Annotated in this window: 10 protein-coding genes; 6 read left to right on the top strand and 4 right to left on the bottom strand. The window is 41.1% G+C overall.

Annotated features, from left to right (window positions below; all coding sequences use genetic code 11):
* The first annotated feature begins 64 nt into the window (after positions 1–64).
* Both glmM and C5O00_RS11650 read left to right on the top strand, forming a co-directional pair.
* A complete protein-coding gene (gene glmM, locus C5O00_RS11645) occupies positions 65–1,453 on the top strand; it encodes a phosphoglucosamine mutase (RefSeq protein WP_105217024.1) in 1,389 nt (462 codons plus the stop codon).
* Positions 1,454–1,486: 33 nt separating this feature from the next.
* Positions 1,487–2,977: an aminotransferase class V-fold PLP-dependent enzyme gene (locus C5O00_RS11650; RefSeq protein ID WP_105217025.1), complete on the top strand. Its 1,491-nt coding sequence runs from the start codon at positions 1,487–1,489 to the stop codon at positions 2,975–2,977.
* Here the strand turns inward: C5O00_RS11650 and C5O00_RS11655 are convergent.
* Entirely contained in the window at positions 2,974–3,843 is an 870-nt protein-coding gene (locus C5O00_RS11655; RefSeq protein ID WP_105217026.1) for a lysophospholipid acyltransferase family protein, read from the bottom strand. The genes C5O00_RS11650 and C5O00_RS11655 overlap by 4 nt on opposite strands.
* 68 nt (positions 3,844–3,911) lie before the next feature.
* Here C5O00_RS11655 and C5O00_RS11660 point away from each other — a divergent pair, with 68 nt between their 5' ends.
* Both C5O00_RS11660 and C5O00_RS11665 read left to right on the top strand, forming a co-directional pair.
* On the top strand, positions 3,912–4,562 hold the full coding sequence (locus tag C5O00_RS11660) for a rhomboid family intramembrane serine protease (RefSeq protein ID WP_105217027.1): 651 nt from the start codon (positions 3,912–3,914) through the stop codon (positions 4,560–4,562).
* 14 nt (positions 4,563–4,576) lie between these two features.
* The gene (locus C5O00_RS11665; protein WP_105217028.1) at positions 4,577–5,257 is read left to right on the top strand and encodes an SIMPL domain-containing protein; all 681 of its coding nucleotides are present in this window, start codon (positions 4,577–4,579) and stop codon (positions 5,255–5,257) included.
* On the opposite strand, the gene C5O00_RS11670 is transcribed toward C5O00_RS11665, so the two are convergent.
* Positions 5,258–6,373, bottom strand: coding sequence for a TlpA disulfide reductase family protein (locus C5O00_RS11670; protein ID WP_105217029.1), 1,116 nt, complete (start codon positions 6,371–6,373; stop codon positions 5,258–5,260). It abuts the gene before it with no gap.
* Between the two features lie 135 nt (positions 6,374–6,508).
* Here C5O00_RS11670 and C5O00_RS11675 point away from each other — a divergent pair, with 135 nt between their 5' ends.
* Positions 6,509–8,893, top strand: coding sequence for a GAF domain-containing protein (locus C5O00_RS11675; protein ID WP_105217030.1), 2,385 nt, complete (start codon positions 6,509–6,511; stop codon positions 8,891–8,893).
* Here C5O00_RS11675 and C5O00_RS11680 read toward each other — a convergent pair.
* Entirely contained in the window at positions 8,890–10,101 is a 1,212-nt protein-coding gene (locus C5O00_RS11680) for a Pycsar system effector family protein (RefSeq protein ID WP_105217031.1), read from the bottom strand. The two genes, C5O00_RS11675 and C5O00_RS11680, sit on opposite strands and share 4 nt — an antisense overlap.
* A gap of 54 nt (positions 10,102–10,155) precedes the next feature.
* On the opposite strand from C5O00_RS11680, the gene C5O00_RS11685 reads away from it, so the two are divergent.
* Positions 10,156–13,860, top strand: a complete 3,705-nt coding sequence (locus C5O00_RS11685) for a metallophosphoesterase (protein ID WP_105217032.1) — start codon at positions 10,156–10,158, stop codon at positions 13,858–13,860.
* Between the two features lie 246 nt (positions 13,861–14,106).
* Here the strand turns inward: C5O00_RS11685 and C5O00_RS11690 are convergent, their stop codons facing one another.
* Entirely contained in the window at positions 14,107–14,994 is an 888-nt protein-coding gene (locus C5O00_RS11690; protein WP_158676844.1) for a YjiK family protein, read from the bottom strand.
* Between the last annotated feature and the right edge of the window lie 2 nt (positions 14,995–14,996).

Consider the following 14,996-nt stretch of genomic DNA (forward strand, 5'->3'; position numbering starts at 1 on the left):
TTTACAAAATCGGAGAATGAATATTAGGTATAAAAAGTATCTTTGTTGCAAATTTATCGGAAGCATGACCCTAATCAAATCTATTTCAGGAATTCGCGGCACAATTGGTGGAAAACAAGGAGAGAATCTTACTCCTTTAGATGCCGTAATGTATGCCGCAGCCTATGGAGTTTACATTAAAAAACAACGTAATAAAGAGAATTACAGGGTAGTAGTAGGACGCGATGCTCGAATTTCGGGAGAAATGATACAGCAACTGGTAATGAATACCCTGGTAGGCCTGGGGATTCATGTGATCGACCTTGGCCTTTCCACTACACCTACTGTAGAAATGGCGGTTACTCTGGAACATGCGGACGGGGGCATCATCCTCACTGCCAGTCATAATCCAAAACAATGGAATGCCCTTAAATTACTGGATCACAACGGAGAATTTCTAAATGCCAAAGCCGGTCAGCAGATCCTCGACCTGGCAGCTTCTGGAGATATTATTTTTTCTGAAGTAGATGAGCTGGGCCGTATTACTGTGAACGATGCCTATATCGATATGCATATAGACGAGATACTGGATCTGCCACTAGTGAATAAGGACGCCATTGACAAGGCAAATTTCAGAGTGGTTGTGGACGGAGTGAATTCAACCGGAGGGATCGCCGTACCGCTTTTACTGGAAGCCCTGGGCGTTCATGCCGTAAAATTATTTTGCGAACCTACCGGTCACTTCCCTCATAATCCAGAACCTTTAAAGGAACATTTAACAGACCTCATGGAAAAGGTAGTGGCCGAAAAAGCCGATTTTGGGATCGTCGTGGACCCCGATGTGGACCGACTCGCATTTGTGGATGAGAATGGCGAAATGTTTGGCGAAGAATATACTCTGGTTGCAGTTGCAGATTATGTGCTTAAACATAAAAAAGGTAATACGGTATCTAATATGTCTTCTTCCCGGGCCCTGAGGGATGTAACAGAGAAACATGGAGGAAAATACACGGCAAGTGCGGTAGGAGAGGTGAATGTTGTGCAGATGATGAAGGACACTAATGCTGTGATAGGCGGCGAAGGAAATGGCGGGATCATTTATCCGGAGCTGCATTACGGACGCGATAGTCTGGTAGGGATAGCTTTATTTTTAAGTCATTTGGCTGAAAGTAATGTTTCTGTAAGTGAACTTCGGAAAGGGTACCCTGCATATTTCTCGAGCAAAAAGAAGATACAGCTTACGCCGGAGCTGGATGTAGATAAGATCTTACAGACTATGGAAGCTAAATACGCTTCCGAAGAAATAAATACTATTGACGGTGTAAAAATAGATTTCCCTGAAAACTGGGTGCACCTTCGGAAATCTAATACAGAACCCATAGTAAGGATATACACAGAGGCAAGATCGCAGCAAGAAGCCGATATGCTAGCCGATAGGTTCATCGCCGAAATAGAATCGATCGCGAATAGTTAAGATTTAGTACTTTTACATAATACGTCATGTACAATGCTTAAGACAACTGAAATATTAGGAACTAAATTGGAGGCATATTTTGCTTCCTTCAGGGAAAATATCTTGGGCATTGACCAAACTTTCGATTCGCCTTTTGGCACTAAAAATATCGTGTATACAGACTGGACGGCCAGTGGCAGATTATATGGCCCGATTGAAGATAAAATGATCAATACCTTTGGACCGTTTGTAGCCAATACTCATACCGAAACTACGGTTACCGGAACCACCATGACCCACGCCTATCACGAGGCCCGTGCCATAATAAAAAAGCATGTGAATGCCGGGAAAGACGATGTGTTGATCACTACCGGTACAGGGATGACAGGTGCGGTGAATAAGTTTCAAAGGATCCTGGGGTTTAAGATCCCCGAACAGGTAAAAGACCAGCTAAGTATAAAGGAAGAAGACAGGCCGGTTGTCTTTGTTTCGCATATGGAACATCACAGTAATCAGACCTCCTGGCTGGAAACCATTGCTACGGTGGAGGTTATTCCTTGCGACGAGACTGGTTTGTTTTGTCTTGATAATTTAAAGAAACTCCTGGAGAAGTATAAATCGAGAGAAATTAAAATCGCTTCTATTACCAGTTGTTCCAATGTTACCGGACTTAGAACCCCATATCACGAAGTGGCAAAATTAATGCACCGTAATAACGGGCTATGTTTCGTGGATTTTGCGTGCTCTGCACCTTATATAAACATCGACATGCATCCCGAAGATGAAGAAGCATCTTTGGATGCTATTTTTCTTTCCCCACATAAGTTTCTTGGTGGGCCGGGTACTACGGGAGTACTTATTTTCAATAAAAAGCTATACCGAAACCTTGTTCCAGATTGTCCCGGAGGAGGAACCGTAGATTGGACGACTCCCTGGGGAACCCATAAGTATATCGAGAATATAGAAGAAAGAGAAGATGGAGGCACCCCCGGGTTTCTTCAGGTTATAAAAACATCGCTTGTGATCAAGCTCAAAGAGCAAATGGGCGTTGAGAATATTCTAAATCGTGAAGAAGAATTATTAGAGTATATCTTCGATCGGCTGGAGCAGGAGCCAGTGATCTCCATACTGGCAGGGCAGCATAAAAACCGACTGGGCGTGATATCCTTCACTATTGGCGACCTGCATCACGACATGGCTGTTAAGATGCTGAATGATTATTACGGCATACAGACCCGAGGCGGCTGCAGCTGTGCCGGCACTTACGGTCATTACCTCCTGGGCATCGATCATGAGAAATCTAACGAGATCATTGGTAAAGTAAATGCAGGCGAGCGTCTCATGAAACCGGGATGGGTACGACTTTCGATTCACCCTACCATTACAAATAAAGAGATTGAATATATCTGCGACAGTGTGATCGATCTGGCTAAGAACTACCAGGAATTAGCTGCAGATTACGAATTTACCAACGGAAAGTTTACCCACAAATTAGAATCTAAATCTCCATATTCGCCCTTAGATTCCAGCTGGTTTGAACTTTAACTCCTAAGTTTCCATCGTTTGTGTGACCATAGATAATACTCGGGAGCAGCCTTTATCTGATCTTCTATTTCGTTTAAAAAGGACCGTGTAATCTCATAATCCGGATATTTTGAAGGATCTTCGGCGAGAAGTACAAAGGAGGCTTTGTAGTATCCACGTTTTACTTTATTGACTTTTAGATAGACAGAAGCGAAATCCAGTTTTTTAGCCAGTTCTTCCGAACCTGTGAATACAGGGACATCGATACCCATAAAAGTGTCGCGATGTTTAAAAGCCCCGGGTTTTGGTGTTTGATCGGCCAGGATCAGGGTCATAGATTTGATATTTTGCTTGGCAAGCCGGAATAAAACCGGAACAATTTTTTTATTGGTAACGATCTCGGCTCCATAGCGGCCTCGGATCTTTTTAACAAGCCGGTCGAAGGATTCGTTACCCAGTTTCTTATATACTGCCAAACCTTTGTATTGGATTTGTTTTCCCAGGATCCCACTCCATTCCCAACTGGCATAATGGCCACATAGTAATAAGATGCTACGATCTTTATCATAAAGATCATGGATGAGTTCGAGATTCTCAAACTGAAACCGTTTTCTTATTTCCTTTTCCGAAATCGTTAGATTTTTGATGGTTTCGAATATGATGTCACACAAATGACGGTAGAATTTTTGTGCAATCACTCTACGTTCGCTTTCGGATTTTTGAGGGAACACCAATCGAAGATTATCGAGTACCACTTTTTTACGATAACCAATCACCCTGTAGGCAATAAATGACAAGATATCCGATTTAATATATAGCAATCGCATCGGCATGACGGATGTTAGCCACAATATTGGATAGATAATCAGATAAACCAGTCGCCGCATAGGTTATTTTACAGCAAAACTAACTAAATTTATTGCATTGTTATCACGAATCTACTTCAGAAACTATTATGCAGAATATTCATCCGGCCACAATTGTAATAATTGCGGCGAACATTATTATTTCATTAAAGGGTTTTAGCGATTTTTCGTTTTTCGAGAAATACAAATTCAACATTGCCGGGATCCGCCGGGGAGAACAAATAAGGATGTTCTCATCGGGATTTTTACATGTGGATTATGCTCATCTGCTCTTCAACATGCTCACCCTTTATTTTTTCGCCAATGTGGTTATTGGTTCGGTAGGGGTTACAAAGTTTGTGCTAATCTACCTCGCCAGCTTGATCGTTGGAAACTTATTGTCGTTCTACTTCCATAAGGACGAGTATCACTACAGTGCGGTAGGAGCAAGCGGAGCTGTTACCGGGGTGTTGTATGCTGCCATTTTGTTTTACCCGGATATGGGATTATTCCTATTTTTTATCCCTATCCCCATCCCTGCATGGATATTTGGTATTCTTTATCTGCTATACTCTATTTACGGGATGCGTTCCAGGCATGGAAACATTGGGCATGATGCTCACTTTGGTGGTGCAATAGCGGGCTATTTGCTCACTATAGCCTTTGTCCCTTCCTTATTGGAACACAGTTTGTGGATCGTTGGATTACTTGCTGCACCTATCATTTTATTGTTTATCTTACATAAGCTAGGTAAAATTTAAAATTTAATTGAAAAATGAGAAATTTAGTAACCATAATCACCTTATTTATAACATGTACCCTTATGGCACAAGAAGTAATTAAACCCACGGTTGACGTCTCGGGTGAAGGAATTGTACGGGTAGTTCCTGATGAAGTAACCATCTCCCTTCGGGTAGAAAATACCGGAAATAACGCAAAGGAATTGAAGCAGCAGAATGATAGAATTGTAAATGATGTATTGTCGTTTATTCGTTCTCAGAAGATCGAGGATAAATACGTAAAGACCGAGTACATTAGACTAAGTAAGAATTACGACTATAACACCAAGAAATACAACTACGCAGCCAATCAGTCCATTTCGATGAAACTCACAGATCTCGATAAATACGAGACTTTAATGAATGGCCTCATGGAGAGTGGTATCAACCGCATTGATGGTATTTCATTTTCTTCATCTCAAAGATCGGCCTTAGAATCGGAGGCCCGAAAAAAAGCCGTAGCGGATGCGCTGATGAAAGCCAAGGAATATGCCGGAGTGCTTAACCAGGGAGTAGGAAAAGCCATTTCTATACGGGAAAACGTAAACTATTCACCGCCAACACCTTTATATCGATCTGCCATGCAAATGGACAGTTCGGGAGGAGGTGAGCAGACCATGGCCCCGGGTGAAATGGAAGTACGGGTGGTTATCTATATTAGTTTCGAACTTCTATAATTAAGGACCTAACAACGAAGAAATTTTAGCTTCTAGTGCCTGTCCTCTAAGATTCTTGGCGATGATCTTCCCATTCTCATCCAGCAGGAATGTTGCCGGGATAGACCTCACGTTATACAAACGAGCTATTGGATCTTGCCAGAACTTTAAGTTGGAAACGTGATACCAATCCATCTTATCGTCTTTTATAGCCTGAAGCCAGCGCTCTTTTTGTCCTTCACGATCAAGGGACACACTTATGATATTTAGGCCTTTGTCATGATACTTTTCGTATACTCGAACCACATTGGGGTTTTCCCGTCGGCAGGGTTTACACCAGGACGCCCAGAAATCGATTATTGTATATTTCCCAAGAGTTTCTTTTAAGGATAGCATTTCTCCGGTAGGTGTAGGAGCGGCAAAATCTGGTGCAACTCCACCAATATCGGCTCTTTTCATCTTTTCCACCTCACGCATTATGTCTCCGGCAAGTAAAGAGGAGGCGGTTTTGGGAGGCAAGTTTTTAACGATCTCGTCTGCTACGTCAACACTAATTTCTTTTCGCTGTAGCAGTTCGGAGGTTAACATTAGTGAAAAAATAGAATTGCCGTTCTCTTTGATGAAATTCACTTTATACGCTGTTTCCTCGTTCACCAAGTCTACATTTTCACGCTGGATCTCTGCTATTAAAATATTATCCTGCTGCCGGCGAGCCTCCTGGAAACGTTGCGAATTTGCCTGCTTACGTTTATTGAATTCCTTCATCTGCTTTACAAACTGCGTATACATTTCATTTTGGCGACTTCCGGTTACATTAGACGCTATCATACTATCCTTGTATAAAGTAGCTTTGAGGTTTTCATTTTCCGGGAAAAAGATAACTGTACCTCTAGGGTCTTCAGAAGCCAGGTAACCTAATTGTAGTTTATCAGATTTCGGAAAGATGGCATTAAATTTTTCATTTTCAACGGTAAGCGTATCTGCAGGAACAGGTTGATTGTTATCCTCAATGAAATAAACAACGAGCAGGGTACCGTCTGCGAATCCTTGTGCTGTACCATCCAGGGTATAGTTTTCCGAGTCTTCAGAACAAGAAAACAATAAAACTGTAATAAAAAGGGCTAAATATCGTCTCATATAGATAAGTTTGTGTACAAAAATAGCTGTAATTTTCGCTAGACAAAAATTGAATACTCAAATAATTGTTAATTATTTGCTCATTATTCTGTGCATGAACGAAATTGCTTAATTTAGAGCGTTAAACAACTGAAAATGAAAGATAAGACTACTTCGACCCAATTTCCTCTCAAGATCAAGGTGAGCTTTAGTAAGCTTTTTGATTCGTATAGAGAATCATTGGACAGAATGAGTGGTTTACAAAAGGAACGGGCTGAAGAGATATTAAAGGTTGCCGAAGAATATCCCATTTTGTCTGAAGGATTTGATGATGAGGAAACATTAGCGAAATATCAATCGCAGGTACATTTGGTGCTGGAAGATTTCTTTGCCGGTATACTGGCAAAGAATGAAATAAAAATAGCTTCTATTCCATACAGGTTCGTGATTTTCAGATCATCGGAGAGGTTCAAGAATATTGTGGCCCATGCCGGGGAAGATTTTAAAGCCCAGTTAACCAATTTTAATGACGACGAGGCATATATGATGGGATGTTCTATGATACTAAATGCTTATTACGGCTATAAAGTAGATTTTAGAAGACCATTTTATTATGATATCCCTGATGCAAACGGCATCATGAGACATTACAAAGTCTTGTACAATGGGGACTTTATTGATATTGAGAAGACCGACCGCTCGATCGACATCACCAAGGAAGACGTAGCCGAACTGATCGACAACTTTGGTAATATCAAATTATGGAAGGAAAAGTTTCCTCCCAACAGCTGGCTGTTTAAAGGATTTGTAATTGCGACTATGTACGACGCGACCATGGATGTATCGCTGTCGTCATTTAAGTCTAATTTGATCTCGAAGGATTCGAAAGATGAAGATTTTACCAAGAAATTCCGAAACATAGTTAGGTCTATCTTCAATTTACCTGCGTTGGATGTTGGATATACAATGTTCGATGCAGATGAAAGGGAGTTTCATACTCCACCTATGCTGGGCACACCCAAAAGTTATCTTTTAAATGGAAAGCAAAGTGAAGCCTGTACAGCCGCCTTATGCCCTCATTCGTATGAATCACTTTTTGTAAAGAACGAATTCTATTCTATCTCTGATGTAGCTAAGTTTTACGAATTGTATCCCGATAATATTCTATACAAGACTCTAAACGAACAGAAGATGGGAAGTGCCATATTGGCGCCATTGGTAAGCAGAGGAGAGCTATTGGGAGTTATGGAATTGGTTTCACCGAACGCGCAGGAATTAAATTCTGTGAACGCAAATAAATTACACGACATCATGCCTTATCTCGTGGATTCGGTGAGGCAATCGGTAGAACGGGAGCGAAATGAAATAGAATTATTGATTCAGGAAGAATGTACATCTATTCACCCCAGTGTTCACTGGAAATTTAAAAAAGAGGCCGAACGAGTCCTACGATCCAGACATTATAGTGATACCGAGTTATCGTTTAGGGAGATAGTTTTTGAGAATGTTTACCCTTTATTTGGTCAGATGGATATTAAGGGTTCATCTATTGCCAGAAACGACGCTACCAAGCACGATCTTGTTTTACAACTTAAATTGGTAAAGAAGATCATTGAGAAGATATACAAAGTGGAAGACCTGCCTATATATGAGCAGATCAATTTTAGAATCAATAAATTCCTGAGCGATATCAAGGACCAACTGGAAGTGGATACAGAACGCAAGGTGCTGAACTTCCTGAAAGAAGAGATCGTTCCCTTATACGATCATCTAAGTAAAAAGAACAAGGTCCTGGCAGAGCTGATCGCCGATTATTACAAGGAGATCGACAATGACAAAGGTTTTGTTTACAAATACCGCAAGGATTATGACGATTCTGTCATGCAGGTAAACAAGCACATGGCGAACATTCTGGACATAAAGCAAAGGCATGCACAGGCAATGTACCCGCACTACTTTGAAAGGTTTAAAACTGACGGGGTTGAGCACAATATGTACATAGGTGAATCTATAACCAAAGATGATAGTTTCAATAAGATATACCTCTATAACCTTAGATTATGGCAGTTACAGGCCATGTGTGAAATGGAGAATAGTTTTTATCATCTAAAGGAAAAGTTACCGGTTGCCCTTGATGTCGCCTCCATGATTCTGGTGTTCAACACCTCACTTTCGCTTCGTTTTAGAATGGACGAGAAGCGATTCGATGTGGATGGTACGTACAATGCCAGATACGAAGTAGTAAAGAAGCGCGTGGACAAGGCTCATATCAAGGGAACAGAAGAGAGGATCACTCAACCTGGTAAGATCACCATCATATATTCGCAAAGAGCTGATGAAAAAGAATATTTAAAATATATCGGCTTCTTGCAACATAAAAAACTACTGGATAAGGATGTAGAGATCCTGAAATTGGAGGATCTTCAAGGGGTTACCGGTTTAAAAGCGATCCGGGTAAGTGTGCTGTATTCTAAAAAACTGGATGATCAGAAAAAAGAATACTACACTTATGATGATCTCATGAAACAACTTAGCTCTTAATTAACTAAATTATCAACCGTTACTGTCTGCTCGGCTAGCGAAAAAGACACGGCGAACGCAATAATTGATATTATAATTCCCAATACGAAGATGGTGTAAGTCCAACGCAGTATACGGTACTTGCGATCAAGGACTTTTCCCAGGAAATAGAGATCCTTGGTAAGGGATGAATACACATAATCCCTGTCCTTCAAAAGCTCTTCTATAGCCCATTGATATTGAGAGAGTTCCATCTTGTGAAAGTTCCCAAAAAAGGTAAGATTAACAGATTTGTTCTTTACGTCCTCTTCGGTAAACTCTCCTCTGGTTACATTTGGGCGGGTAGCGATCACTGCCAGGATCATCGATATTGTACTCGATACTACAAAAATAGCAGAAGGTGCAATAAGAAAAGGGTTGGTGTCCAATTTAGACAAGAGGTTAGACAGCACCAGTGAAATGATAATAGCATTAACCGAAAGCAAGATGTTCGCCTTGGTATCGGCAATATCACTTAGCTTTATATGGTTTCTCAGGGCAACTCGGTAAAAGGTTTGTATGCCTCTTTCCGGACTCGCATCTTTGTATTTTGCTTTTAACTCGGCCTTGAGTTTTTCCTTTTTTAACTTTTTCCTGTCCTTCTTTCGTTTTTTCATCAGTTTCGCCAGATTACTTTCTTTAACCGGCTGCCATTTTTTAAGGGCATACTCACTGTAAAACTGGTGTTCTTCTACAAGAAGCCTGATATTTTCGTTTCGCCACTCTTTAGGGCTATATGTCTTTATATTTTGAGCAATTAATTCCTGTCGAAGAAATTCACTGGCTTCTTCGAAATAATCTTTTCCAAAATGGGATGCATCGGCATCCTTGATCATTTCTTCAAGTTTATTTTTTGGATCCTTATCGAATTTGGTGGCAAGTATACATTTTTCTACTTCGTCGATAACATCTTTCTCTACTTCCTGCGATTCGAGAAACTCCCGTGCGATCCTAGCACTCTCTTCTTCATGGTTATCTCTGCATTTAATATAGCCTGTATCGTGTAATAAGGCAGATAGCCTCAAAACGAGACTTTCCTTCTTGCTTAGCTTAGAATTTTCTATGATCTCATTGATACTTTTTAAAACACGTTTGGAATGGGTGTAATTATGATAGAGAAAATTTGTTGGAAGCTCCTCCTTAAATAGATTTAAGATATAATCATCTGCTGCCTGTACAATGTCGTTCATAGGTGTTATCTTTAGAAGCACAAAATACTAAAAATAATCCTCGAGTCTGTTGATATGAAGTTTTTTTACCAATCCATTATTATAGTTTTAAGTTCGCTGATATTAAGTTGTGGAAGTTATAAACCGAAATTTATTTCTGAAGAAAATCCAACTCCTGCAACCGTAACAAATTCAGAAATTGAAAAACGTATTTACCTGGTGGGTGATGCCGGTTATGCGCCTGAAAATGAAACCAGTCTGGCACTGAAAGCTTTCGAGAAGCTGATCTCTAAATCTAACACCAAAGAGGATCATCTAATTTTCCTGGGTGATAATATATATGACAACGGACTGCCGGCCAAAGGACATAAAGATCGAAAACAAGCCGAACACCGGTTGGAAATTCAGTTGGATGCCGCCAAGAAATTTGATGGTGAGGCCCTATTCATTCCCGGAAATCACGATTGGTATAGTAATGGGGTGAAGGGACTGAAGAGGCAGGAAGAGTATGTAGAAGATGCCCTGGACGATAATGAGGCCTTCCAGCCGGAAAATGGATGCCCGGTGGAAAATATATCATTATCCGATAATATAGAACTCCTGGTACTGGATACACAATGGTATATCGCAGACTGGGACAAATACCCCACGATAAATGACGATTGTGATATAAAGACCAGAAAGGGTTTCTTCCTGGAAGTAGAAGATAAACTCAAGGATAACAACGACAAGACAGTGGTTATCGCAATGCATCATCCGGCATATACGTATGGCTTACATGGAGGATATTATAATTTCAACAAGCATATATTCGCTGCCAACAACAACATCCCTTTGCCGGGAATAGCGAGTTTAGTAACGCTAATACGTTCTCAGGGAGGTGTGTCCCCTCAGGACAGGTACAACAACAGGTATAACGAACTTATGCGCCGTCTGATAACTCTTGCTTCTGGGAATGACAAAGTTATTTTTGCGTCCGGGCATGAGCATACCTTACAATATATAGAAATAGAATCTCTACGACAGATCGTTTCCGGTTCCGGGGCAAAAAGAGCGCCAGTAAACCTTGGTAAAGGAGCAAAGTTTGTAAGTGGGGAGCAAGGATTTGCAGTACTGGATATCTATAAGAACGGAGGCTCCCGGGTTACATTTTACGATGCATCCACCGGCGAACCTACCCAGGTATATACTACCGAAGTTTTTCCGGCCGATAAGGAATACGATGTCTCTACTTTACCCGATGAATTTCCCGATACTATAAAAGCTTCGGTGTATGAGAAAGAGGAAACCGAAAAATCTGAAGGATACGAATGGTTCTGGGGTGATCATTACAGGTACCTTTACGGGACCGAATTAGAAGTGCCGGTAATGACACTTGAGGATTTTGAAATGGGTTTCACCATCGAACGTAAAGGAGGAGGACACCAGACCAGGTCTCTCAGACTGGTAGATTCCAAAGGTAGAAATTTTGCTTTACGTGCGTTAAAGAAAAGCGCTGTGCAATTCTTACAAAGTGTAGCGTTTAAGGACACCTATGTTGAAGAGGATTTTGAAGAAACGCTTACCGAGGAAGCGATCTTAGATTTCTATACCTCGAGTCATCCGTACGCAGCCTTTGTAGTACCAAAGCTCTCCGATGCTTTAGGGATATATCATACTAATCCTTTTCTCTTTTATATGCCCAAGCACAAAGCCCTTGGAAAGTACAACGAGGAATTTGGAGATGAACTTTATTTTATTGAAGAAAGGCCGGACGATGGTTTTCTGGATGTGGAATCCTTCGGAAAACCGGATGCTATCGAGAGCACAAGCGATGTGCTGGAAAACCTTCGGGCCGATGAAAAATACCGGATGGACGAACCAGCTTTTATCCGTGCACGACTTTTTGATATGATCCTGGGCGACTGGGACAGGCATCAGGACCAATGGAGATGGTCTCGTTTTGATATTTCGGACGATGAGAAGATTTATCGCCCTATCCCGCGGGACAGGGATCAGGTTTTTTCAAAATATGACGGAGCATTGCTTGATTTCATGAAACTGCTTATCCCTGGTACCAAGCAATTTCAAGAATACAATGAAGATTTCAAGGATTATAAATGGATCAACCTTGCGGGAATAAAAATAGACCGAACGTTTACTCAAACTTCTGGTAAAGAAGTTTGGTTGGAACAGGCACGGTTTATTGCCGAGAATCTATCAGACGAGGTAATAGAAGAGGCGTTCGATCAATTACCTCCCGAGGTTCAGAATGAAGATTCGGAAGAAATAAAGCGTATGCTAAAATCGCGAAGAGGAAAGCTGGTGGCATTTGCGGGCAAATATTTTGATCACTTAACCAAACTGGTTGTGCTAACGGCTACCGATAAGGATGATCATATAGAAATAGAACGTGGAGATCATTTTACCGAAGTCTCTATTTCCAGAATAAAAGATGGAAAAGTACAGCCACCATTTAAAACCAGGAGGATAGAACACAAGAAAACCAAAGAAATTTGGGTGTATGGCCTGGATGATGACGATAATATCGTGGTTAAAGGCAGACCCAACGATCCTATCCGTGTTCGAATTATAGGAGGGCAGAACAACGATACCTATACTATTGAAAATGGAAGAAGAGTGAAGGTATACGATCATAAGACAAAACCTAATACATTGGTAAGGAAAGGAGGCGCTAATATCAATTTCACCGATAATTATCGTTATAACATCTATCGATACGATAAATATATTGATGGGGTTACTTCCTTCTTCCCCGGGGTTGGATTTAACCCCGACGATGGGATGAAAGTGGGAATCACTATATCCTCTGCCGATCGCGGATTTAAAAACGATCCTTTCCAGGTGAAGCACACTTTGAGCGGGGGATATTTCTTCGCCACTCAAGGTTTCGATATACAATATACCGGCGAGTTTGCCAACGTTTTGAACAATTGGAACGTACTGGCAGGGGCGCGAATTACTTCCGAAAACTTCACCAGGAATTTTTTCGGTTTTGGAAACGAAACCACCAATGAGGATGATGAGTTAGGGATGGACTACAACAGGGTAAAAACTGCAATTCGCAGTGCCAAAACAGGAGTTGTGAAGGATGGTCACTACGGAAGCCGGATTGAGATCACAGCCGAGCTCGAAACCATAGAGGTAGAACCCACAGACGATCGTTTTATAGCCCAGGAAATAGCAGATCCCGCCTTTTTCGACGATAGGAAATACTTTGGTATTGTAGATGTAACTTACAGCTATTCTGGATATGATACAAAGGTTGTGCCTACGCGAGGTATGTTCTTTAAGGTGAAATCTGGTGTTACAATGAACATGCAGGATAGTGAGCGAACCTTTGGTTATATACAGCCTTCCATGGAATTCTATAATTCGATCACGAGAAATCGTAAACTGGTGTTGCGATCCCAGGTTCAGGGTCAGTTTAACATTGGCGATTCGTTCGAATTTTACCAGGCTGCGGTATTAGGAGCCAACACCGGCCTTCGCGGATACAGGACCGAACGATTTAGCGGAGAGAGCGCACTGGCGTTCAGTGCAGATCTGCGATACAGCTTGTTTAAGTTCAACACTGGCCTGCTCCCTCTTAAATTAAATGTCTTTGGAGGCTATGACTACGGGAGGGTTTGGCTTGATGAAGAAAATTCTAACACCTGGCATGATAGTGTAGGAGGTGGGATTATAGTTAATGCTATAGATACACTTTCGGGACAATTTGGTCTCTTCAACAGCGATGATGGTTTGAGATTTTCATTCGGTTTTGGTCTTAGCCTTTAACCTAATGACCAAATACTTTAAATTTTTTAAAGGATTGAATGGCTCTTTTACGGATTTATTGTGTCCTTGAACGAAAACACATTTTCGAAAATGATTTTAGTTTTTTATCCTTGAAAATCCACCGTTTATTTGCAGAGTAATCCTGGTATAGTGTTTAAACGGTGTAAGAAGTTTTTTCATAAAAGGGATTATATTGGTTAGTTTTATGCCCTTCCATCCCTGGAAGGGTTTTTTTCTTTTACCAATTTAATCCAGTTCCAGTATGTATAGATTCCTACCACCGGATCCATTCTCTTCATCTGCTATATAAAGCGAATTTTCATCCCTGAAGGAGATGCTTTCTTTCTGCGAAGTATGATTGAGTTTTATTAGCCTCACTGAACCTTTAAAGAAATTATCCGCTGGGTAGTTTGAAAACAACCACACCTTGTTATAACTAAGCATGACTAACCTGTTTTGCTTTCGGTCTATCGCCGCCGAGGTTACCTGGCAGTCGTCTTCGTCCTCACAAGTAACAAACGTGTCCATCAACATGGCTGTGTGATGTCCGGGCCGAGCAGGTAACTTATAAAGTTTTGTGGTCCCGTCGAACTTCGAGCTTCTGTTGCGTGTGAACAAGTAGAAATTTCCATCGAGGTAAACGAAGGACTCCACATCAAAATTTCGGTTCTTCTTCTTCGGGGGAAATTTATCCTGATCCTCAAACTGAAAGGAGATCTTGATAGCTTCCATCGCTACCTTAGGCAACTCATGCCTTGTGGTAAGTTGATAAATTACCTGATCCTCTCGTTTGTTACGATTATTTCCAAAATCGCCAATATAGATATTACCGTCATCATCGGAGGTTACATCTTCCCAATCTTCGTTCTCTCCATTCGTGATCTCGATCGTTCTTTCAATTTTGTTGGTAATGGGATTATATCCATATACAATAGCTTCGTTCCCAGAATCGTTCACAGACCATAAAAGGGGACTCCCTTCTACAGAGCTAAAACCGCTTATTTCCTCGAGGGTATCCGGTAAGGAGTGTACAAGGGATAGTTTTCCGTGATTCTGACATGTTATGGTGGTAACAAATAAGAATAATAGAATGCTGAGTTTATATATATGTCTGTCTGGAGCTTCCTTTATCAAAA

The sequence above is a fragment of the Pukyongia salina genome, assembly GCF_002966125.1.
GTDB classification, from domain to species: Bacteria; Bacteroidota; Bacteroidia; order Flavobacteriales; family Flavobacteriaceae; genus Pukyongia; species Pukyongia salina.